Source organism: Sulfurimonas lacustris, from assembly GCF_059705355.1.
Genome location: NZ_AP046125.1, coordinates 941440 through 964527, shown reverse-complemented (window position 1 = coordinate 964527; position 23088 = coordinate 941440). Strand labels below are relative to the sequence as shown.

At 41.5% G+C, this 23088-nt stretch carries 22 protein-coding genes; 7 read left to right on the top strand and 15 right to left on the bottom strand.

The annotated features are described in order from the left end of the window. The 13 genes from AC6H4V_RS05125 to efp form a co-directional block, all read right to left on the bottom strand. Complete coding sequence (locus AC6H4V_RS05125; protein ID WP_428730308.1) at positions 1 to 3126, bottom strand: cytochrome c biogenesis protein; 3126 nt, start codon at positions 3124 to 3126, stop codon at positions 1 to 3. A 65-nt stretch (positions 3127 to 3191) separates the two neighbouring features. Further along, on the bottom strand, positions 3192 to 3479 hold the full coding sequence (locus AC6H4V_RS05120; RefSeq protein WP_428730309.1) for a sulfurtransferase TusA family protein: 288 nt from the start codon (positions 3477 to 3479) through the stop codon (positions 3192 to 3194). A gap of 54 nt (positions 3480 to 3533) precedes the next feature. Beyond that, on the bottom strand, positions 3534 to 4517 hold the full coding sequence (locus tag AC6H4V_RS05115) for a sensor histidine kinase (RefSeq protein WP_497607742.1): 984 nt from the start codon (positions 4515 to 4517) through the stop codon (positions 3534 to 3536). Further along, positions 4514 to 5776: a M18 family aminopeptidase gene (locus AC6H4V_RS05110; RefSeq protein WP_497607741.1), complete on the bottom strand. Its 1263-nt coding sequence runs from the start codon at positions 5774 to 5776 to the stop codon at positions 4514 to 4516. Before AC6H4V_RS05110 ends, AC6H4V_RS05115 begins: the two co-directional genes overlap by 4 nt. Then, positions 5773 to 6099, bottom strand: a complete 327-nt coding sequence (locus tag AC6H4V_RS05105; RefSeq protein ID WP_497607740.1) for a DUF167 domain-containing protein — start codon at positions 6097 to 6099, stop codon at positions 5773 to 5775. The genes AC6H4V_RS05110 and AC6H4V_RS05105 overlap by 4 nt, the downstream gene beginning before the upstream one ends. Then, positions 6099 to 6410, bottom strand: coding sequence for a hypothetical protein (locus AC6H4V_RS05100; protein ID WP_497607739.1), 312 nt, complete (start codon positions 6408 to 6410; stop codon positions 6099 to 6101). The genes AC6H4V_RS05105 and AC6H4V_RS05100 overlap by 1 nt, the downstream gene beginning before the upstream one ends. Before the next feature lie 10 nt (positions 6411 to 6420). Beyond that, positions 6421 to 6744 carry a type II toxin-antitoxin system PemK/MazF family toxin gene (locus AC6H4V_RS05095; protein WP_428730314.1) on the bottom strand — a complete coding sequence of 108 codons (324 nt, stop codon included), beginning with the start codon at positions 6742 to 6744 and terminating at the stop codon, positions 6421 to 6423. Further along, positions 6734 to 6934, bottom strand: coding sequence for a hypothetical protein (locus AC6H4V_RS05090; RefSeq protein WP_428730315.1), 201 nt, complete (start codon positions 6932 to 6934; stop codon positions 6734 to 6736). The genes AC6H4V_RS05095 and AC6H4V_RS05090 overlap by 11 nt, the downstream gene beginning before the upstream one ends. Before the next feature lie 97 nt (positions 6935 to 7031). Beyond that, positions 7032 to 10640, bottom strand: a complete 3609-nt coding sequence (dnaE, locus tag AC6H4V_RS05085; protein ID WP_497607738.1) for a DNA polymerase III subunit alpha — start codon at positions 10638 to 10640, stop codon at positions 7032 to 7034. A gap of 6 nt (positions 10641 to 10646) precedes the next feature. Beyond that, positions 10647 to 10913: a hypothetical protein gene (locus tag AC6H4V_RS05080; protein ID WP_428730317.1), complete on the bottom strand. Its 267-nt coding sequence runs from the start codon at positions 10911 to 10913 to the stop codon at positions 10647 to 10649. After that, on the bottom strand, positions 10906 to 11181 hold the full coding sequence (locus AC6H4V_RS05075; protein WP_428730318.1) for a toxin: 276 nt from the start codon (positions 11179 to 11181) through the stop codon (positions 10906 to 10908). Before AC6H4V_RS05075 ends, AC6H4V_RS05080 begins: the two co-directional genes overlap by 8 nt. Positions 11182 to 11258: 77 nt before the next feature. Next, entirely contained in the window at positions 11259 to 13817 is a 2559-nt protein-coding gene (locus tag AC6H4V_RS05070) for a putative bifunctional diguanylate cyclase/phosphodiesterase (RefSeq protein ID WP_497607737.1), read from the bottom strand. A gap of 125 nt (positions 13818 to 13942) precedes the next feature. Further along, on the bottom strand, positions 13943 to 14509 hold the full coding sequence (gene efp / locus AC6H4V_RS05065; RefSeq protein ID WP_428730320.1) for an elongation factor P: 567 nt from the start codon (positions 14507 to 14509) through the stop codon (positions 13943 to 13945). A gap of 140 nt (positions 14510 to 14649) precedes the next feature. Between efp and AC6H4V_RS05060 the strand changes: the two genes are divergently transcribed. Both AC6H4V_RS05060 and tgt read left to right on the top strand, forming a co-directional pair. Then, positions 14650 to 16146: a SulP family inorganic anion transporter gene (locus tag AC6H4V_RS05060; RefSeq protein ID WP_497607736.1), complete on the top strand. Its 1497-nt coding sequence runs from the start codon at positions 14650 to 14652 to the stop codon at positions 16144 to 16146. A 55-nt stretch (positions 16147 to 16201) separates the two neighbouring features. After that, positions 16202 to 17329 carry a tRNA guanosine(34) transglycosylase Tgt gene (tgt, locus tag AC6H4V_RS05055; protein WP_497607735.1) on the top strand — a complete coding sequence of 376 codons (1128 nt, stop codon included), beginning with the start codon at positions 16202 to 16204 and terminating at the stop codon, positions 17327 to 17329. A gap of 65 nt (positions 17330 to 17394) precedes the next feature. Here tgt and AC6H4V_RS05050 read toward each other — a convergent pair whose 3' ends face one another. Next, complete coding sequence (locus AC6H4V_RS05050; RefSeq protein ID WP_497607734.1) at positions 17395 to 17631, bottom strand: HP1242/YdcH family protein; 237 nt, start codon at positions 17629 to 17631, stop codon at positions 17395 to 17397. Positions 17632 to 17667: 36 nt separating this feature from the next. Next, positions 17668 to 18864 (bottom strand): metal-dependent hydrolase, encoded by a 1197-nt coding sequence (locus AC6H4V_RS05045; protein ID WP_497607733.1) that lies wholly within the window; start codon positions 18862 to 18864, stop codon positions 17668 to 17670. 55 nt (positions 18865 to 18919) lie between these two features. Between AC6H4V_RS05045 and AC6H4V_RS05040 the strand changes: the two genes are divergently transcribed. From AC6H4V_RS05040 to AC6H4V_RS05020, 5 genes are read left to right on the top strand one after another with little or no spacing between them, the layout of a single operon-like run. Then, the gene (locus AC6H4V_RS05040; protein WP_497607732.1) at positions 18920 to 19282 is read left to right on the top strand and encodes a c-type cytochrome; all 363 of its coding nucleotides are present in this window, start codon (positions 18920 to 18922) and stop codon (positions 19280 to 19282) included. After that, complete coding sequence (lpxB, locus tag AC6H4V_RS05035) at positions 19279 to 20334, top strand: lipid-A-disaccharide synthase (RefSeq protein WP_497607731.1); 1056 nt, start codon at positions 19279 to 19281, stop codon at positions 20332 to 20334. Before AC6H4V_RS05040 ends, lpxB begins: the two co-directional genes overlap by 4 nt. Continuing rightward, positions 20324 to 21415, top strand: a complete 1092-nt coding sequence (locus AC6H4V_RS05030) for a DegT/DnrJ/EryC1/StrS family aminotransferase (RefSeq protein WP_497607730.1) — start codon at positions 20324 to 20326, stop codon at positions 21413 to 21415. Before lpxB ends, AC6H4V_RS05030 begins: the two co-directional genes overlap by 11 nt. Before the next feature lie 3 nt (positions 21416 to 21418). Then, positions 21419 to 22327, top strand: a complete 909-nt coding sequence (locus AC6H4V_RS05025; protein WP_497607729.1) for a Gfo/Idh/MocA family oxidoreductase — start codon at positions 21419 to 21421, stop codon at positions 22325 to 22327. Continuing rightward, complete coding sequence (locus AC6H4V_RS05020) at positions 22327 to 23061, top strand: acyl-ACP--UDP-N-acetylglucosamine O-acyltransferase family protein (protein ID WP_428730752.1); 735 nt, start codon at positions 22327 to 22329, stop codon at positions 23059 to 23061. Before AC6H4V_RS05025 ends, AC6H4V_RS05020 begins: the two co-directional genes overlap by 1 nt. Positions 23062 to 23088 lie beyond the last annotated feature (27 nt).

Sequence of the window (23088 nt, the reverse complement as noted above, 5' to 3'; positions counted from 1 at the left end):
CTATGCCAATTTTCTATTTCTAAACGCTACAGCTATCACGATAAAGAGAATTGTGTAGGTTATAGGTACAAAATCAGGAATCGGCACTGGGTCGCCTTTTGCGTAGGAGTGCATACCTGCTAGATAGTAGTTTACTCCAAAATATGTCATGATAACCGAAGTATAAGAGAGCAACGAAATAACACTAAAGTTAAACTCGCTATAAATGGATTTGACAAATCGCAAGTGAACAACAGCAGCATAGATCAAAATCGTTACCAGAGCCCATGTCTCTTTTGGGTCCCATCCCCAGTAGCGTCCCCAACTCTCATTTGCCCAGACACCACCGATGAAGTTTCCAAGTGTTAACAATGCAAGACCAATCATAAGTCCCATTTCATTGATGGAGTTAAGCTCTTTGATGGAAAGTGAGATATGTTTTTCATTTTTCTGAGTTTTAAAGACAAAGAGAAGAATCGTTACAAATCCCAAAAGTGCACCAAGTCCTAAAAATCCGTAACTTGCGGTAATAACGGCAACATGGATACTTAGCCAGTAGGAGTTAAGAACTGGCACTAAGTTCGTCACTTGCGGGTTCATCCAGTTTAGGTGTGCTACAAAGAGGATAAGTCCAGTTAAAACCGCTGTGGATGCCATCGTCATGGAAGAGCGTTTTGAGAAGAACATCCCCGCTAAGATAGTTGCCCAGCTGATGTAAATCATAGACTCATATCCGTCAGACCACGGTGCATGTCCTGCAACGTACCAGCGAAGTCCAAGCCCAAAAGTGTGTGCGACAAAAAAGATGCTCAGCACTCCAAGTGAGACTTTTGACAAAATGTTGATGTTGAGCGTTGGTTTAAGTATCTTGATAAAACTCGCTATAAGAAGTATAAAGCCCACTAAAAAGTACAGAGGGTAGATGCGTTCAAATATATTTGCATAGTTGTAAAACATCTCCGCCTTGATGTGCTCCTCTGATGGAAGAACCGCCGCACCGTAAAACGTCTGGTAGCTTACTATTTTCTCTATCGCACTGTTTGCCCCGCTCCAGTTGCCACCAGCAAGAGCACTATCTAGTGCTGAGAAGTAGTCAAATGCGATAGTTCTGATTTTTTCTGCAGTTTCAGGCTCAAACGTCTGGAGCGCTTCTACTGTTTCATACCATTTGTTGTTCACATCATTTGGCTTTGGCCAGATTTTGATAAGTGCGCCAGAGTAAACAGCATAGGAGATGTTAACACGCTCATCTACTTCTAAAACTGCTTTATCGAAAAGGTCTCTATGTTTTGGCTCTTTTCTTATCGCTTCATTGACCGCTTCGGCAAGTTTGTACCCCTCAAGCGTCTCTGGGCTTAGAAAAAACTGTGAAAAAGAGGCATGTTTCGTATCTGCGGGTACGCCGATTCTTTTGTTGACCTCTTCATTTTTTGTTGCGATAATTTTTAAATCTCTATAAACATCAGGTTTGAGCATCATCCCTAAAATAACTTGATTGTTGTTTAGCTTCTCTTCGCCAATAGCTACATAAGCTTTTTTATGAATCTTTGCAACGATTTCTCTTGAGAGAGTATCGAGCGGTTTCATCCTTCCGCCGCTGTCTTGAATGATAAGCTCACCAAATTTTGCGGCATGCTCTTTGTCAAAAGAAAGGATGGTTTTAAGAGCAGGATTTAACTCTTCTGCGTACGACGGTACAGTACTAAAGAGTAGTCCCAACCCAAGAAGAGCACTCAGCATCTGCTGCGCACTCGCTTTTCTAGCACGTTCCGAGAGTTGCGCAAAGCGGTTGCTTCTCGAAAAGAGCGCCCAAAACATCCCCAAACCTAGAAGAAAATAGCCTATGTATGATGGAAGTGTCCCAGGGTCGTTGTTGACCGAGAGCACTGTTCCCATCTCGTCTTGATCATAAGAGGATTGGAAAAAGCGGTATCCACGGTGTTCTAAAATGTTGTTCATGTAAATCCTATAAGGCATGTGGATATTTTTTTCATTATCAACAAGCTCAACTTCACTTGCATACGATGCAGGAGACATTGACCCTGGGTATCTATCTAGCTGAAAATCGATAAGTTTTACTCCAAAAGGAAGTTCTAACCTCTTTGCACCATACGAGATATGGACATCCACGCCATTGATAATATCGTGGCTCTCTTTAGCAACTCTGCCAGCTTGTCCAAAAACCATCACCTCTTTAGCCACGTCTGCAACTTTTACGTTAAAGACAAACGCATCACGCCCAGGGCGCATAGGAGAGGCGTTTGGATCGGAGACGATTTTTGGTGTCGCATGCTTGAAGTAGCTTCGGACTACAAAGTTGCCGCTCTGGGTTCCAAAAAGGGTTCTTGAGTGGAGTTTGCTCTCTTGGCTTGGAGCGATTTCGCCCTGCTCTTTACTATCCATGTTGAGAAATCGTAGCGGTATTTCATGTTTCATAAAAAGTTTGCCGTCTTGTGAAAAGATAGAGATTGTAGGAACTAAAAACATTTTTCCTGAACCAAAATCGATGGCAAACTCACTGTTTTCGTAAAATTCACCTTTTTTAAGTCGTAAAGGCTGGCTTGATTCATTCGTTGCAACCATCATCTCAAGCACCTCTTCTCCACCCTCACTGCCCTCTACAAGGGTTTCAATAGCATCTGGAATATACTGTGAGAGTGAAACTTCTACTTTTTTGCCACTCGCATCAAGAGAAGCATCCAGTGTGTTTTTGCTCATTTTAGAGAGATAGACTGATTTAGAAGTAGAGACAACCTCTTCACCCACTTTTGCACTGACACTAAAGTAGTTTTCCATACTAACCATCGTGGTTGCTGTATCCCCCTCGCGAATATGCATCGTTCCCTCAAAGCCGATATATCTTGTTACCGCGGCACCTAAGAGGATGATTAAAAAGGAGAGGTGAAAGATGAAGATAGGAGCTTTTTTTACGCTAAACATCTTAAATCTGTACATGTTTAAGGCGAGATTCAGACCCAAAAGAGCCATAAGTATTTCAAACCACAAAGCGTTGTAAACCTCCGCTTTTGCAGTCATCGTTCCATAATCGTTCTCTATAAAAGTAGCATAACCAATCGCTGCTGCAAAAATGAGCATCATAACAATTGTACTTTTTAGAGAGTTCAAAATCGAGAGAAGTTGTTTCATGAATATCCTTAAATGAAAAAGGATATTCTAGTAAAAGTTAGATAATGAAATATAACTTTACATACTTATTCTGCAAGTTTAAAAGTTATCCTAAAATCCCCGCTTTCTAGCTGTTTTGCTTCATGAGCAATCGTAAAAGGGATACGCTCATAAAGCGGAAACGGCTCATGAAAGAAGATACCCACAAGTCTGTCGTTTTTGCTCTTAAGCAGTGAGAGCCCCACCATCGTGTTTACCATCGGTTCTGGTGGCTGACACTCTGTAGCGTCATACTCATAAATGGTCAAACCATCCTCTTCATATCTGTAAAAATCTAGTGTCGCTCTTGGAAGTTCTATTTTCTCTTTTTGCATTTTTTACTCCTGTTATTTTTGTAATTTTATCTTTTTGCTATAAAAAAATCATTGTCAAATTGCAAGTTTTATCTCAAACCCTTTTCTCTCACCGCCCAGCAGTTCTACGCTGCCGCCATGTGCCTCTGCTATCTGTCTTGAGAGTACAAGCCCCAGCCCGTTTCCTTTGACTTTCGTACTCTTAAACGCCTCAAAAAGTTCTTGTTCGTTCTCAATTTTGATACCGCTGTCATAGATGCTAAATTTATGAAACTTTGCATCGTTTTCATAGACCAACCCCACCACTCCGTCTTCGTTCTCATCAAGCTCAATGGCATCAATAGCATTGGTCAAAAAGTTGGAAAAAAGCATCTCTAAGAGGTCTTTATCGGCATACATGCTAAATTTTTGCTCAGGAAACAGAAACGTGATATCTTTGGTATATCCATAATACCCAACCGCCAAAGTAAGCGCTTCTTGAAGCTCACTCCATAAAAATGTACTTTTGTTTGCACTCACACCTTTACTAAACATAAGCGTGGCTTTAATGATGCGCTCTATGCGTGCAACGGACTTTTGTATCTCCTCTACGATAGCTACATTTTCTGGAAGCACCCTTTTTTTGAGCGTTGAGCTTAGAAGCGAGATAGAGCCGATGGGGTTGCGTATCTCATGAGAGAGATGTGCCGCCATTTGTCCCATGGTTGCGAGGTTTTCCTTTCTTTTTTGTTCTGTAATATCGGTTGCGCTGAGCATGATTTTATCTTTGTAAGAGGAGCTTTTGATAAGGTATGATTTTGAGTCAAATGAGACCTCATAATCATTTTTTTTGGACTCTAAAAGCTCAAAAAGTTCATAAAGAGATTTTGCCTGTGAGTTTTGCAAAAAAACAGCACCGTTTTTGTCCAAAATCCAGATAGCGTTTGGCAAAAACTCTACTATCTCCTCCACCGTCTCTTGCAGATGCGCGTAAGAGGCTTTGAGGTCGTTAAACTCCTTTTCTACCTTGTACGTCTGCTCAATGAGAAGAGCGAGTTCCTCCGCAGAAATGCTGCTCATCGCTCACAAAGTCCGACTAAAATCTTGTAAAGGCTATGCGCATCATCACTGCCGCAAAGCTCTCTTATGGAGTGCATCGCATAGGTTGGTGCGCCGACATCTAGCGTATCTATGCCAAGTTTTGCGGCGGTGATAGGACCGATGGTTGAGCCGCATGCCATATCGCTTCTCATCACAAAGTTCTGTGTCACCTCGCCCAAAGAAGCGGCGACATTGCAAAATCTGGCAATGGTTTTTGCGTTTGAGGCGTACCTTTGGTTGGCATTTACTTTTATAACCGTCCCACCGTTGATGCGTGGTGCGTGAGCGGCATCATGTTTTATGGGGAAGTTTGGATGGATGGCATGGGCATTGTCCGCACTCACAAAAAGAGAGGCACGAATCATCTGCTCAAACTCCTCATGCTCACGAAAAACTCTTTTAAGTACGCTATGCAGAAAAGACCCCTCCGCACCGACTGCACTCTGACTGCCGATCTCTTCATGGTCATTGGCGACAAAAAGCATAGGTTTTGCCTCGTCCACACTGCAAAGTGCGAGCATCCCGACATAGCAACTTAGCAAATTATCTATCCTTGCACTTGCGATAAACTCTTCTTTTAGCCCCACAAAAGAGGCTTTTTGCGTGTCATAAAAGGAGAGTTCATGCGCATAAATCTCTTGAACATCTTCCACGCCGCTTTGGGCTAAAAGTTCTCTCAAAAACGCATTCCATGCAAACTCGCTATCTGTTGTGGCGATAGGGCAGATGTCTGTCTGCGCATTGATACTTCGCTTCTCGTTTGCTTCTCTATCAAGATGAATCGCAAGAGACGGGATGATAGCAATAGACTTTTTTGCATCGACAAGCGCATCTTTTATGAGATTGTTTGCATCCAGATAAGAGATACGCCCAGCCAAAGAGAGGTCACGATCAAACCAAGAGTTGAGCAAAAGCCCGCCGTAACTCTCCACTCCAAACTTTACGACACCATGCTCTTTGATAAGAGGATTTGGCTTAAGTCTGAGATTTGGCGAATCTGTGTGCGCACCAACCATCAAGAAATTTTTGTTTTTTGGATAGGTAAAAGCGATGATAGAGGAGTCATTTCGCACAACAAAATATTTTTTGCCCTGTTCTAAAGCCCATTTTTTCTCCTCAAATAGCCTCTCAAACCCTGCATTGTCAAACATTCCAGCCATATTTTGCACCGCATGAAAAGGTGTAGGCGAGGCATCCAAAAATCCCAATAATCCCTCGTTAAAATCTTGTTTGTTCACTTTTCATCTCCTTCGTCTGACTCAAATTTTACCCCATTTGGAACTTTTTTCGGTGCTTTGATGCGCAACTGCTTATGGATACTTTCCCGCCCATAAACCACTTCAATGGCAGAGCTGCTTACCCCAAACTCTTTTGCCAAAAAGTCCACCATATAGTCCGTCGCCCGACCATTTTGCGGCTGTGCCTTGACGCTGACTTTAAGCTGATTGCCCTTTGGTTTAAGCACAGCATCCTGCTTCGCCATGGGTGTGCCTAAGATATTTAAAACCAAAATATCCCCGTCCCATTCATAAAAAATATGATTTAAATCTCGTGCTTTCATTAAAAAAACAACCAAACCAAAAGTGCCATGCCGATGGAGAGGTTTAGGTAACTCACTCCCTCTTCAAAGAGCATAACCAACATTTCATAGTACTGTGTTTCTAAAAAATCATGCGGCGTTAAAAGTTCGTTTTTAGCATAAGCCGTGATATCTGCACCCCAAAAAAAGGCGATGATTTCAGGAACGAAAAAGAAGAGGACTACCCCGCTTATGCCCCAAAAATTTTTCTCTGGTTTCATGGACGCAAGGGCTTGTTTTGTGTGTGGGTTTTGCGCTATGGCTTTTGCTTTGGTTTTTAGTTTTTGTTTCATTTGAAATACATCAAAAAATCTCTTTACAAAAAAGGTCTTTTAAACTCACTAAAAAATTATTTGTAGTAAAAGTTAATTTTTTATCTACTATTTTTGCGTCTATTGTAAAACATTTGTCATATTTGACAAAAGATTTTAATTTTAAAGTTTCATTCATATCACTTGAAGTGATTTCTATAATATTTGATTGGTTTTGTTTTGATGTGATTTGAAAACAAACTATATCACCGTATTCATTTTCATCTTTTACCACTAACACGGGTCGCTTTTTAGAATCTAAGAGATTTGTAAAAGGAAAATGCACAAGTAAAATATCCCCTTTTTTATAACTCATTCCACGCCTCATCTTCACTGTTATCCCAAGTTTTTGACATGGATGCTATTTGCAAATCTTTTATATCTCTCTCTTTTGTCTCTCCAAGCGGCACAATGATAACTTCACTCACTGTTTTCATCTCTTTTAGCATATTTGTTATATGGATAATATCATCACCGTTTCTTACTATTTCTCTATAGGCTACCATTTTGCTCTCCTTGTAGGATTTTGATCGCTTAAATTATACAGTTTATAAACCAACTCGTATATGGTTGTATCTACACCTTCTCTTTTCATACTAATCCCTATGAAGCCACGATATCTACAAACTCATTCCCATCCAGTGCTTCTAAAAGTTTACTGCTTACCCTGATGGCGGAGTCTATAAGGACATTTTGTAGCTTTGAAACGATGGTTAGCTTGAGTTCTCTGTTACCTGGGTTTTGTCGTACCACTCTGTATAGTTCTTCGAGTACTCGCATATCGCTGTCTAGTTTTATACAAAGAGCTATCGGTTCTTGCGGCTTCTCTTGAACCTCTTTTTTGGTCTTTTGCGTCTCTTTTTTTGCCTCTTTTAGTGTCATGATTTTAACGACATTTGTTCTTGTGAACATGTCAGTATGCGTCACTTTTACCTTGATGGCGATTGGCTCGTTTAGGTTCATTTGGGTTAGTTCTTCTAGTTTGTCTGAAAATAGCATCACTTCTATGTTTCCGTGGAAGTCCATGAGGTTTACTATGCCAAACTGGCTCCCTTTTTTGGAGGTTTTTTTGGTTATCTCCTCCACTTTTCCTATGAAGATGGCGTATGAACCGTCTTTTACACTCTCTATCTCCGAGGAGAGTGTATAGTCTAGCTCGTCAAGTTTTTCTCTGTACTCATCAAGCGGATGTCCTGAGATGTAAAAACCTATGGTCTCTTTCTCAAACTCCAAAATCTCTTTTAGCTCATATTCAGCGCAATTCAGAAGCTTTAGCTCCACACTTGTTATCTCGCTGTCGTCTCCAAAAAGACTTCCAAGCGCATTTTTTTTAGCATTTGAAGCATCTTTTGCAGTTTCGACGATTTTCTCTATCTGCTCTAAAAGTGCCTTTCTTGAAAAGCCATATCTGTCAAATCCGCCCGCTTTTATGATGGACTCTATAACTCTTTTGTTTACTTTTGAAGGCTCAATTCTGTTTACAAAATCCTCTACGGACTTAAAATCACCGCCCTCTTTTCTGGTCTCCAAAATGGAGTAAACCGCCGCTTCACCCACTCCTTTTATAGCGCCCAAACCAAAAAGAACGACCTCCTTATCCTCTTTTGTGATAGCTGAGAACTCAAGCTGTGAGTCGCAAATGTCGGGCGGAGAGAGTTCGATGCCCATTCTTTTGGTCTCATCGATGTAGCGCACAACCTTGTCCGTGTTGTCCTTGTCAGAAGTTAAAAGTGCCGCCATAAACTCGTTTGGATAGTATGTCTTTAGCCATGCGGTCTGAAAAGTAACCATCGCATAGGCAGCGGAGTGGGATTTGTTGAAACCGTACCCTGCAAACTTCTCGATAAGGTCAAAGAGCTTGGAAGCCTCTTTGTAGTCAAGTCCCTGCTTTTGCGCGCCGCTTGCAAACTCGTCGTTGTAAACGGACATATCTTTTTTCTTCCCCATAGAACGGCGGATGATGTCTGAGTAGCCTAGAGAAAAACCACCGATAGTCTGAACTATCTGCATAACCTGTTCTTGATAGACGATGACCCCGTAAGTATTTTTAAGGATAGGCTCCATGGCATCAAATGTATATTCTATCTTCTCTCTGCCGTGCTTTCTCTCGATAAAACTATCAAGCATCCCCGACTCCATCGGTCCGGGGCGATAGAGTGCCAAAACCGCAATCAAGTCCTCGAAACTATCGGGTTTTAGGCGTTTGTTCAAGTCCTGCATACCAGAACTCTCTATCTGAAACATTCCCACCGTGTCGCCGCTGCGGATAACATCATAAACTTTTGGGTCGTTTTCGTCTATCTCGTGCCAAACGACATCTCTGCCGTATCGTGCCTTGATGAGCTTGATAGCATTGTCGATAACATCAAGCGTTTTAAGTCCTAAAAAGTCGAACTTTATAAGGTCAACATCTTCAAGATAGTTAAGCGAATACTGCGTTACAAAAACATCCTCGCCTGCGGGTTTGTAGATGGGAGTTTTCTTCCAAAGCTCTTCGTTGGAGATAACAACCCCCGCCGCATGGATACCTGAGTTTCGCTTAAGCCCCTCAAGTCTTTTTGCAAACTCCCAAACCCTTGCCGCATTTGCGTCGCTCTCTATAAGCTCTTTTAGTTTTGGCTCTTTTTGAAATGCACCTGCTATAAACTCGCCGTTTTTTGTCTTGCCGTTTAGTGTTATGCCCAGCTCATCGGGAACAAGCTTTGCCATTTTGTCGGCTTGAGAGAGCGGCATGTCAAGAACACGGGCGACATCACGGATAACCCCTTTGGCTAGAAGCGAACCAAAAGTGATGATTTGCGCCACTTGATTTCGTCCATACTTTTTGACGACATAATCTATAACTTCCCCACGACGAGCCTGCATAAAGTCCATATCTATATCGGGCATGCTTACTCGTTCTGGGTTTAAAAATCTCTCAAAAAGAAGGTCATACTTCATCGGGTCGATATCTGTAATCTCAAGCGAATATGCAACCAAACTCCCCGCCGCACTCCCTCGTCCAGGACCTACCGCTATACCCATCTCTTTGGCAACTTTGACGAAATCCCAAACGATAAGCATGTAGCCCGGAAACTTCATGGAGTTGATGACATTCATCTCAAACTCTAGCCGCTCTTTGTACTCTTCATGTCGCTCTTGCGGTACATGCACAAGCCGCTTTTGCAATCCAAGACGGCAACGATAGATAAAATACTCGGCATCGTTTTTGTCCGCCGCACTCTTCCATCCTCTTTTTTGCTCTTTTGAGGTATCTTCGCTCAAAGTGGCATCATCAACATTATCTATATTTAGACCGTCTGCTAACGCATACTCTCTCGTAAACTTGAAGTTTGGAGGGATGGGGTCGCCAAGTTTCAACTCCAAGTTACACTTTTCAACTATCTCTTGCGTATGCGCTATGGCTTCGGGGATGTCGGCAAAGAGTTTTGCCATCTGCTCGGGGCTTTTGAGGTAAAACTCATGAACGGAGTGGCGCATCCGTTTTGGGTCGTCATAGAGTTTGTTCATCCCGATACACATAAACGCTTCATGGTACTGCGCATCGTCATGAAAGGTGTAGTGGGTGTCGTTCGTAGCGACTACTTTGATGTCCAGCTCTTTTGCAAGACGTAAAAGTTGGTCGTCGATAAAGAGCTGATCGCCTATGCCGTGACGCATAAGTTCAAGATAAAAATCATCCCCGAAAATCTCTTTATACTCCAGCGCAACTGCTTTTGCACCCTCATACCCAAGCGCACCGTTTTTTATATTTCTCTCGTTTGCCGTATTTAAGTGCCAGCTAACCTCGCCCTGAAGACAAGCAGAGGTACAAACAAGCCCTTCGCTATGCTCTTTTAGCTCTTTTTTGTTGATGCGGGGATAGTAGTAAAACCCGTCGATAAAGGCTTTAGATGAGAGGTACATAAGGTTTTCGTACCCCTTTTGGTTTTTGGCAAAAAGGCAGATATGAAACCGCTGTTTCGTACTTTTGTCATCAAGCATCTCGCCGTTATGAAGATACCCCTCCATCCCGATGATAGGCTTAATCCCCGCTTCTCTCATCTGCTTGTAAAAATCAATAGCACCAAACATATTGCCATGGTCACTCATAGCAACCGATGTCATGCCGAGCTTTTTAACCTGTTTAACAAGATTTGAGAGTTTGTTTGCACCGTCAAGCAGGGAGTATTCGGTATGGAGATGTAGATGGGTAAATGGTTGTGCGCTCATGTGTGCTTAAGCCTCTAGCCTAATTTTTCCCGTCGCATACTGATGTACTAACGATGAGATAATCGTTTGATAAGGGATTCCCGTCTCTTGCGCTCTATTTTTGATTGTTGTAACATCCCCGACACTTAGACGGATTGTGATGTTTTTTGATTTGGACAAATACTCTTTAGCCGCCTTGCGAGCAAGTGCTATCTCCTCATCGGCATCTATACTTTTTGTAAGCTTATCGTTCTCCAGTGCGTTTAAAATCGCTATCTCTTCAGCATCAAACATTGTCTTCTCCTTTGTAAATCCTCTTAGCTTTTCGACTTGGGATGATTGTTTTTAAAAATATCTCTTCATTATTGCAAACAAATGGAACAAGATATACATAATCTAATGCCTCTACAACATAAATCTTTTGCCCTGGATAGCTTGCTTGATCCGGATGGTCGTAAACATCCAAAATCTTTCCGGCATCTATCGCCGAAATAATCTCTTCAAACCCAATTCCCCTGCTTTGTTTGAGGAGTTCATTTTTTTCTTTTCCATAAGCAAACAATGCAAACCCTTTTTATATACATACAATGTATTATATAGTTATAAATATAAACTGCTGATAAAATGCTATCTTAAACGCTAACCATTAATCGTAAAATGGTTTTGCGGTCTTCCTATGTGAAACCCTTGCAGATAGTCAACACCCATCTCTTTTAGGGTTTTTACTATCTCCTCATCTTCTACATACTCTGCAACCGTCTTGACATTTAGCTCTTTTGCAAGCGTTAAGATACTGTGGACAAAGGCTTTGTCTTTTTTATCTTTGTTGATGTTTATGATAAACTCACCGTCAATTTTGAGGTAGTCAATCGGGAATTTTTTGATATAGTGAAACGACGAGAAGCCTGAGCCAAAGTCATCAATGGCAAACTTGTATCCTGCCATTTTCAGGTTCATAACAAATTTTTCTAAAACAGAGAAGTTTTTAACCGTTTCCCTCTCTGTTATCTCAAAAACAATGTGGTCTTTTGATATCTCATACTGCTTGATAAGCTGCGTTATCGCATCTGCATAGTTACCGACAACAAGGGATTTTGGGGAGAGGTTTATAAACAAAATGCCATCGTAACTCTCCGCTTTTATCTTTTTAAACGCATTTTCTATAACCATCAAGTCCATACGGTTAATGATGCTCATGCTCTCCGCCACTTCGATAAACTCATATGCAGGAACGATTTTACCGTCCACCTCGATGCGCATAAGGAGTTCATGAATCTCGTTTTTACCAGTCAGTGTGGTTTGGATAGGCTGGAAGTAGGGAACAATACGGTTGTTTGCAACTGCATCCACGAGGAGTGCGGATTTTGCTTTTTGCTCTTTTATCATGGTAACGATATCATCGCCGGATGGCACTCTTACACTGTTTTTACCATCCTCTTTTGCCTTATACATCATACCGTCAGCTATCACAAAAAGCTCTTTTTGTGTTGTTGCATGCTGCGGATAGACCGATATTCCTATAGAAACGGTAACGCCTGCATAGTTTCCATCGGTTGTAAGAAGTTTAAACTCCTCTACCGCTTTGGCGATGGCATGAGCGACGGCAGTAGCACCCTCAAGACCGCACTCCGGCAAGATAAGCGTAAACTCATCACCGCCATAACGAGAGAGGATATCCTCGCTTCTTTTAGATTCCACAAGAGTTCTTGCAAACTCTTGCAAAAAGAGATCTCCAAAAGCGTGCCCATATTTGTCATTGATGGGTTTAAAGTTATCACAATCTATCATCATAAGCGCAAACTCATAGCCATGAGACTCCGCCCTTTTGATCTCATACTCCAAAAAATCCACAAAAACTCTTTGGTTAAAAAGCCCCGTAAGCGGGTCATGTGCGGCATAGTACTCTAAGTCATTTGTATATTTGTTGATGGCTTTTACGGAGCCTACGAGGTTTGCCATCGTGGTTAAGATACTGTCGATAACGATATGCTTTATAGGATCTGTTGCCATGTCCGACTGCACGCTAAGCCCGACGATGCCGCCTATTTTTGGACTATCCAAAAAGAGAGATTTGGTTCTGTGGGCAAAGTTTTCATACTCTGCAGTGGTGATATGACGATTATAATCTGCGATATTGTGACGGATAGTATAGTCTGTATATCCCAAAAAGTGGTTGCTTGTTTTGATAGCTTCTCGCACGTAAATCTCAAAAAGAAGTTTTACATCCTCTTTTGGAACACCAAACCAAAAGATATCCACCTCAAACTGATCATCCCCGATTCTAAATATAGTCATAAGCGTATATGTTGGCATTACTTTGTTGATGTCCACCAAAAGTTCGTTGATAAAGTCACGCCAATCCTGAACAACCTCGGAGGTAATGATAAATTTATCGAGTAGTTGCACTTCAAACTCAAGTAAATCTTTATCTACTGCGATAATTTTTAGTTTTTGCGCAAGCTCATTTACATGTACGATAATCTCATTTACCTCATCAAATTTCAGATCAATTTCCGTCGGGTCAAACTCTTTAAAATCTTTGATAGAGTTGATATTTTGAACTTTTTTGTTAAACAGCTTAAGCGAATTTGTGATTTTTGAAGTCGTATATCTTGAAGCTATAAAGGCTATAAATGCGAACAATGGAAGGATGATAAGAAAAAAGTAAACATAATCCAAAAATGTCTCTTTTATGACTTCAACAAAATTTTGCTCTACATCTATGACGCCAAGCGTGTCGCCTACATTTGCGTTTACATGGCAGCTAAGACACTCTTTTTTGGCATTTAGCGGCATAAGATTTCTAAGCTTGCCCATTTCGGTAAGCGTTATCTTCTCCCCGCTAGCCAAAACAGTGTTCGCCAAATCATCTTTTTGCCTCTCTTGAACCTCTCCAAAAAGCTCTTTTATTTTTTCGCCGCGGTAGATATTTACGGTATAGTCGCTATCGTTAAAATTCTCTTTTATGGAGTCCGTAAAATCATTCAAATCTTCCCTACTCCACCCTTTTTTCATAACTTGGTACATTGAAGAGAAGATTTGATTTGAGACGACATTTGCGTGCTTTATGGCATTTTCTTGTGCTAGTAACGTATGAAGATACGCCGTAAAAACAAAAACTACAACAAAGAGTGTTGAAAGAAGTGCTACATTGATAGAAAAGATAAAATTCTTGAGTTTTTTAGGCATTTTAGGCATCTATTTTTCCCCTTTTTTTAAAGGAAATCATTATATCTTTGAATTATTTTTTTAAACTTAAAAGATAAGAATTTTAAATAGATAAGCGGGATTTTCGATACGAGAAAACTCGTATCAAAGAGGATTTATTTTACTTTCTCCAAGTATTCACCCTCAACAGTATTTACTCTGATAGTGTCACCCTCTAAAACATGGTAAGGCACTTGAACAACCGCACCTGTCTCAAGAGTTGCAGGTTTTCTGCTGCCGCTTGATGTGTCGCCCTTGAAGTTTGGCGGAGTGTCTGTGATAACAAGTTCCATAACTTCAGGAGCGCTTACAGAGATAGCGTTTCCTTTGTAAAAAATGATATCTACGTTAATACCGTCTTTGAACCATTTTGAAGCGTCGTCACACTGCTCATACGAAAGAGACATCTGCTCATAAGACTCTTGATCCATAAACTGAAACGCCTCGCCATCATCATAAAGATACTGCATAGTTTTGTAAGTTATCTCAGGAACTTCAAACTTATCGCCGGCATGTACAGTTTTTTCAACAACTTTACCGTTTAAAAAGCTCTTTACTTTCATACGAACAAATGCCGCACCTTTACCAGGTTTAACATGTTGAAACTCGACGACTTTATACGGTACTTCACCGATTATAAGACGCACATTTTTTTTGATATCACTCATTCCTACAGTTGCCATTGGATTTACCTTAAGAAAAATTTTTTGCGAATTTTACACTAAATGGACTTAATACCAAATTCAATTTACTATACATACTTGAATTTGGTATAAAGCAGCTTTTTTGTACAATCACAAAGATTTAAAACTATGGAGAAAAGATGATAAAACGATTGCTTAAGAAAGAGGAGTGGTTTGGCAATGTCAAAAACGACACGCTCTCTGGGCTTGTCGTGGCACTCGCACTCATTCCTGAAGCAATCGCTTTTTCCATTATTGCCGGAGTTGACCCAAAGGTGGGGCTTTACGCTTCATTTTGTATCGCTGTAGTTACGGCATTTTTTGGCGGTCGCCCTGGGATGATCAGTGCGGCAACGGGTGCTATGGCTTTACTTATGGTTACTTTAGTAAAAGAGTACGGTTTAGAGTATTTACTAGCAGCAACGCTTCTTACAGGTTTTTTTCAGATAGTAGCAGGGTATCTGCAACTTGGACGCTTTATGAGTTTTGTACCTCGCGCCGTTGTTGTAGGGTTTGTCAATGCTCTGGCGATTTTGATATTTATGGCGCAGCTTCCAGAACTTACCGATGTTACTTGGCATGTCTATGCGCTTACACTTGCAGGACTTGGGATTATCTATCTCTTCCCTTATATCCCAAAAATCGGGACAATGCTTCCATCTCCTTTGGTTACAATAGTAGTTTTAACGATTGTCGTTTATGTTATGGGCATTGATGTAAGAACCGTGGGAGACATGGGACAACTCCCTGACACACTTCCCATCTTTTTGTTTCCTGACATTCCGCTCAGCTTTGAAACATTGATGATTATCCTGCCTTACTCTATCTCTCTTGCCGCTGTCGGACTACTTGAATCATTGATGACTGCAACTATCGTCGATGATATGACAGATACTACGAGTGACGCAAACAGAGAGTGCAAGGGTCAAGGTGTAGCAAACATCGCATCAGGACTAATGGGCGGCATGGCAGGATGTGCTATGATAGGACAATCAGTTATCAATGTAAAATCAGGGGGTCGTGGAAGGTTGTCAACTTTTTTGGCAGGTCTGTTTTTGCTTATAATGGTCGTGTTTTTAAGCGATATTATCTCCATTATCCCTATGGCTGCACTTGTGTCAGTTATGATAATGGTCTCCATCGGTACTTTTGACTGGGGCAGTGTCAAAAAATTAAAAACTTTGCCGCTCTCTACAAATATAGTCATGCTCGCAACAGTTGGAGTGACAGTCGGAACGCACAATCTTGCGGCAGGCGTATTTACCGGCGTTTTACTAGCCTCACTCTTCTTTGCAAACAAAATCTCTCACTTTATGTATTGTGAAACATCTTACTCTGAAGATAATAAGATAAAAACGTATAAGTTTGTCGGTCAAGTGTTTTTCAACAGCAGCGACAAATTTTATAAAACTTTTGATTTTAGAGAGGTTGTCGATAGAGTTATCATAGATTTGACAAGGGCTCACTTTTGGGATATATCGGCGGTCTATGCACTGGACAAAGCAGTTATCAAACTCAGACGAGAGGGAGCTGAAGTTGAAGTTGTCGGTCAAAATGAGGCAAACGCAACGATTATAGACAGATTTGGCATTCATGACAAACCAGAAGAGATAGAAAAAATAATGGGAGGGCACTAAAGATGCTTCTTCATACTAACAAACCACTCATTTTATTTAAACAAAGGAAAAAATAATGCAATTTACACTTGATGCCACTTCAAAAAATGCAAGAGCCTGCACCATAAAAACCGCTCACTCTACCATCAAAACTCCGGTTTTTATGCCTGTAGGAACTCTAGGAAGCGTCAAAGCACTTGACATGGAGGATGTTTTAGAGCTTCTTGGTGCTGAAATCATCTTGGCAAACACCTACCATATGTATCTTCGCCCCGGAGATACGACGGTAGCAAAGATGGGCAAACTTCACGGCTTTACGACCTACCCTAAAAGCTTCTTGACCGACAGCGGCGGTTTTCAGGCTTTTAGCCTTAGCGACATCTCCAAAGCTTCGCAAAACGGCATAGAGTTTAGAAGCCACATAGACGGAAGCAAACACTTCTTTACGCCAAAAAAAGTTATAGACATCCAGCACAACTTAGGTTCTGACGTCATGATGATTTTGGACGATTTGGTCGCACTTCCTGCAACTCAGGAACGCATAGCACTTAGCATTGAGCGAACAACGGCATGGGCAAAAGAGTCCATCGACTACTTTAGAGCAAAACAAAAAGAGGGTGTCGGCTTGGAGCAAAATATATTTGCTATCATACAAGGCGGAACGGACAAAGCTTTTAGAACAAAGAGTGCAACGGAACTTTGTGCGCTTGATTTTGACGGTTTTGCCATAGGCGGGCTTAGTGTGGGCGAGTTAAATCAAGAGATGTACAACACGGTGGAACATACCGTGCAGTATATGCCGCAAGATAAACCACGCTACCTTATGGGTGTTGGAACTCCTGAAGATTTGGTAGAGAACATCGAGAGAGGCATCGATATGTTTGACTGCGTTATGCCGACACGAAATGCCAGAAACGGAACGCTTTTTACATCGTTTGGAAGGCTAAACATCAAAGGTGCGGTATACAAAGAGGACAATACTCCCATAGATAGCGAGTGTGAGTGTCTTACTTGCAAAAGATACAGCCGTGCATACCTCAACCATCTTTTCCGTGCAAGGGAGATAACATACTTCAGACTTGCAACGATTCATAATCTTCATTACTACTTAAATCTGATGAGAGAAGCCAGAGAGGCGATTTTGGAAGATAGATACAGTGAGTTTAAAGCGGAGTTTTATGCGAAAAGGTCAAGTAATAGCTAGGAGATGCCGAATCAAGTTCGGCATGACACTTTACCGTCATCCTGAACTTGATTCAGGATCCAAAATTAGAGATTGTTCTCTTTTTTGTATTTTAAAATAGCAGCATACGCCTCATCTTTTAACATCAACTTCTCTTTTTTAAGTGTCTCAAGTTCTAGGTCAGTCAAAAGAACATCACCTTTCTCAGCTTTTGTGATTTGGTCGTCAAGCTCATTATGCTTATCGAAAATTTTTAAAAAGTGAGCGTTTGCAGCACTGTTTTCTTTCATATGAGTAATGATATCACGGTATTCATGTAACATGGGCAATCCTTAATTTTTTTGGAATTTTACCATATTTCAGGCAAAAATCTTTTTAATCTCTCCGTAAAGTTCTTCTGAATTATAGAGAGAGAGCTTTTCATCCATCACAACTTTAGCATTTGGGTCAAAAAGCATCATCTGCGCTTTTGTGCCGACTTCTATGACGCCGCACTCTTGCCCCAGAGCTTTTGCAGGGTTTTGCACGCATAGTTCTACAAGACGGCTCATCAAAACCAAACCGCCCTTAACTAGCTTGGTATAGTAGAGACTCATCGCATTTTTCAGCCCCTCGCACCCATACGCCGCATCGTAAAATGCGACCTCTTTGTTTACAGGTGAGCTTGGCTGATGCAGGGTTGTGAGGATATCGATTTGAGAGTTTTTAAGTGCCTCTTGTAAAAGCACGACATCTGTGCTTGATGCTAAAGGCGGGTTTAGTTTTGCGGTGGTGTTGAAGTTTCTGCATGCCTCATCAGAGTTTAAAAGATGGTGGATAGAGACTTCACAACTTACCGCAACACCCTCTTGTTTTGCTTTGCTTATAAGGTAGATGGAGCGTGGAGAGGCGATGGACTTGAAGAGAATCTTTATCTTAAAGTGTCTAGCGATTTCTATCATTCGAGAGACATGCAAAACTTCACTCAAATCAGGAATCCCCGCAAGCCCGAGCTGTGAACTCACATCACCCTCAAGCATCACACCGCTTGAGATAAGAGAGTTGTCTTCGGCTTTGCAAAAGAGCGTTACACCGTACATCTGGCAATATTGTGCAATTTTAATCGCCAAATCATTCTTTGCGATGGTACTCATATATGGAGCGATTGCGCCACGCTTTAGCAAGATAGCGATATTGCTAAGAGTTGCATCTTCCCTTAAAGCACTAATCATCAAATCAACTTTTGCACCTTCCAAACCATGAAGCCCGTTTTGTGCAAACTCCAAAACAATCTCATTATCAAGAGCGGGCGAACACTCCGGATTTAAGACAATATGCCCTATGCCGGCGTCAAGTGCCTCTTGTGAGAGCGATTTGATATTTTTTGCATTGAGTGCTGCATCTTGAACTCTTATGTTTGTGTCCACCAAAAGCGGCAGAAGATAGAGACCTTTTGCATCGATAAACTCATCTCCTTGAAGATCTGCCCCCATCTCCACGACGACACCATCTGCCACCCTAACATCAACTTCTCTCTCGCCATTTGCATCGCATACTCTCGCACTTTTGATAATCATAAAAACTGCCTTGCTTTGGTATAATTCCAAAATTATATTAGACAAAGGCTTAGAGTTGCGTTTTATATCTTTAGTTCTGATTCTTCTCTCTCTTTTGGATGCTTCGCCCCAGTATGAAGACGGCAAGCGGCTTTATAAGCAAAATGGCTGTTCTGGGTGTCACGGCAGAAATTTGGAGGGACTTCACAGGTATCCTTATCTTGCCAACCGTGCAAAGGGCTATATGAAGTATAAACTTAAGCGTTTTCGTTCCAAACTCTCAGACAACCAACAACAAGAGATGATGATACCTTTTGCGGTAGGCTTAAGTGACAAAGATATAGAAAATCTTGCTATCTATATGAATGAATTTGTCCCAGAAGATGCCAAAAATCGTTATGATGACAGCTTTCAAACACACGGACACGGAGGCTCATGAAAATCTTAGTAAGCGCACTTGAACACTCGGCAAATGTACACCTCAAATCTCTTAAAAAGGAGTTGAGCGAGAAAACGGAGTTTATCGGCATCTTTGATCGAGAGCTTGGAGAGAGCATAGTTGACCTTAGAAGTCTTGCTATCATGGGGTTTGTCGATGCACTCAAAAAACTTCTCTTTTTCATCAAACTAGGCGATGAGATGGTGGAACTGGCACGTGATGCCGATAAAGTGCTACTCATAGACTCCTCCGGTTTTAACCTCCCTCTTGCCAAAAAAATCAAAAAAAAGTACCCGCAAAAAGAGATTATCTATTACATCTTGCCTCAAGCATGGGCATGGAAACAAAAACGGATTCCTGTACTAGAACGAACCATCGACCATCTCGCTTCCATTTTACCTTTTGAGCGTGACTACTACTCCAAAAATGCACCCATCGAGTATGTAGGACACCCTCTGCTTGACCAGATAACGGAGTTTAAAGAGCATCTAAACGATGAGGCAAAGAGCGTTGTTTTTATGCCCGGAAGCAGAAAAGGGGAGATAAAAAAACTCCTTCCCATCTTTAAAGAGGTTCAAGAAAAGCTAGGTGTTGATGCAACTATCATCATCCCAAAACACTTCTCTAAAGAAGAGATAAAAGAAGTTTATGGTAACCTTACGGATTTTAAAATAGCTTATGATGCACACGAAACACTTCTAAGAGCTGATTTTGCATTTATATGCAGCGGCACGGCGACACTGGAGGCGTCACTCATCGGGATTCCCTTTGTTTTGACCTACATTGCCAAACCGTTTGACTATTTCATTGCAAGCAGACTTGTAAAGCTAGAGTATATCGGTCTTGCAAATATCATGTTTTCAAAGTTTCAAAATAGAGCTTTGCACCCTGAGTTTATACAAAAAGATGTAAACGCAGCAAATCTTATAAAAGCGTATGAAACATATGAGAGAAGCAGATTTTTAGAGGATTCAAAAGCACTAAGAGCGTATCTTAAACACGGCAGTTCCAAAAGAGTAGCACATATTATAGAGGATAGAGATGAAGATTAATTTTATAGACTTACAGGCACAGTATAAAAGATATGAAAAAGAGATAAACAGCGAAGTTTTAGAGGTTATGTCCTCTGCACAGTTTATCGGCGGAGAGAAGCTTAACTCGCTAGAGAGAGGTCTTGCCTCTTATACGGGCGCAAAACACGCCATCGGTTGCAGCAGCGGCACGGACGCTCTTCTTCTTGCGCTAATGGCTCTTGATATCGGCGTGGGCGATGAGGTCATCACTACTCCTTTTACCTTTATAGCAACTGCCGAAGTTGTCGCACTTTTGGGGGCTAGAAGTGTTTTTGTTGACATTGACGAAGAGAGCTACAACATAGACCCTACAAAAATAGAAAATGCCATCACAAGCAAAACAAAAGCTATCATCCCTGTTTCACTTTATGGACAGTGTGCAGATATGGACGCTATCAATGCAATCGCCGCAAAACACAATATTGTTGTTATTGAAGATGCGTGCCAGAGTTTTGGTGCATCTTACAGAGGCAAAAAATCATGCAACCTCTCAACCATAGCATGCACAAGCTTCTTCCCATCCAAACCACTTGGTGCGTATGGCGACGGCGGAGCGATATTTACAAGCGATGATGCACTTGCCGCAAAGATGCGTATGCTTCTCAACCACGGACAAAATGAGCGTTACAAACACAAATATATCGGTATCAATGGACGACTTGATGCTATTCAAGCAGCCGTTTTAAATGTAAAACTCAAACATTTTGAGGCGGAAGCAACTGCAAGAGAAGAGATTGGTTCAAGATACAGCGACCTTCTTGAAAATGCAGATGTTATCACGCCAAAAATCGCGGAGGGCAACACAAGTGTCTATGCACAGTACTCCGTGAGAGTAAAAGATAGAGAAGCAATGGTTGCAAAACTCTCTACTGCCGGCGTTCCGACTGCTGTTCACTACCCTCTTCCGCTTCATTTGCAAGAGGCTTTTGCAGATTTGGGCTATAGCGAGGGCGATTTTCCTGTAAGCGAAATGGTCGCAAAAGAGATTATGTCCCTGCCTATGAGTGCTTTTTTAAGCGAAGCAGAGCAAGATTTTGTCGTTAACGCCATCAAAGGGTAAGCATTGAAAAAAATCGCCATTCTTGGTCTTGGTGTTATGGGGAAAAACCACTATAACACGCTTAAAAAACTAGCTGGAGTGCAGATTGTAGCACTTTGTGATGTTGTCAAAAACGGCGAATTTGAAGAGCCGTTTTTTTATGATTTAGATACCATGCTTGATACCGCCAAACCTGATGCGCTTATCATCGTTACGCCCACGTTTCTGCATAAAGAAGCCGCTCTTATATGTGCCGCTCGTGGTGTAGATATATTCATCGAAAAACCTGCCGCTTCAAGCGTTGCAGATGCACAAGAGATTTTTGAGGCAGTTCAAAAGAGCGGTATCAAGAGCTGTGTCGGGCATATAGAGCGTTTCAATCCCGTCGTAAAATCACTTATGCATGAGATAAAAAACCATGAAATCCTCTCCATCTCCATCGTTCGCAGCGGCTCTTTTCCAGAGCGCATCGCAGATGTGGGCATCCTTACCGACCTCTCTGTGCATGATAGCGACCTGATTCGCTTTATCACACAAAAAGAGATAGTAAAAAGTGCCGTTTTTAAATCACAAAAGATTCATAAAACACACGAAGACAACGCTATTTTGGCGTTTGAGCTTGAGGGCAATGTTATCGGCGATATCGCAACAAACTGGCTTACCCCTTACCGCAAAAGAAGCATAAGTGTTGCATGTAGGATAGACAAAGAGAGCAAAATCAAATTTTTTGAAGCCGACCTACTCTCACAAACACTTACAGAACGTGTCAATATCAACCCAAATGCACACATCACAAACAACTGTTTTGTGGGCAGAAGCAACGCACTTCATGATGAGCTTGAAGCCTTTGTCCACTACCTAAATAGCGGTGAGAGAGGCTCTTTGGCATCCATAGAAGATAGTATCATAACCCTAGAAATCGCAGGTCAATAATGCAAAAAATCCATCCAACCACCATTATAGAAGCAGGTGCAACCATTGCGCCAGACGTTACCATCGGTCCGTTTTGTTTTATCGGCAAAGATGTCGTACTCAAAGCAGGATGCACGCTAGAATCAAACATCATCCTCAAAGGCAAACTTCAAATCGATGAGGGTGTAAAGATTTTTAGTTTTGCCGTCATAGGTTCTGAAGAGTCTGATGTTCATATAGGGACAAAAACACATATCAGAGAGTTTGTGCAAATCGGCACGCAAGATATAAGCAGTGAGAATAGACAAATAATTATCGGCGCAAACAACTTTCTTATGGGATATGTACAGATTTTTGGCGGTGTAACACTTGGCGATTTTTGCATCATAACAAATGCCGTCAGACTTCATGAAAACGTCACCTGTGAAGAGAGAGTTATCATCGGTGGACTTAGCACGGTTGAGGCAAACAACAAGATAGGAACAGGAGTGATGATAGGCGGAGCATCCGTAGTAGCTTCAGACATCCCTCCTTTTATGCTGGTCGAGGGTAACAAAGCGACCATCAAAGGCTTAAATGTTATCGGACTTAGAAGAAGACTTGAAAACAGAGGCGATATAGAGGAAATCAAATCAGTTTTCAAACAGATACTAGGAGACGGCGCAGACAAGATTTTAGCCCAAGAGATAGCCGACACCAACCCAAATGAGTTTATACAAAGGTTGTCATCCTTTGTGGCTTCTAGCAATCTTTAAATCGTTCACATAGCATGCAAAATCGCA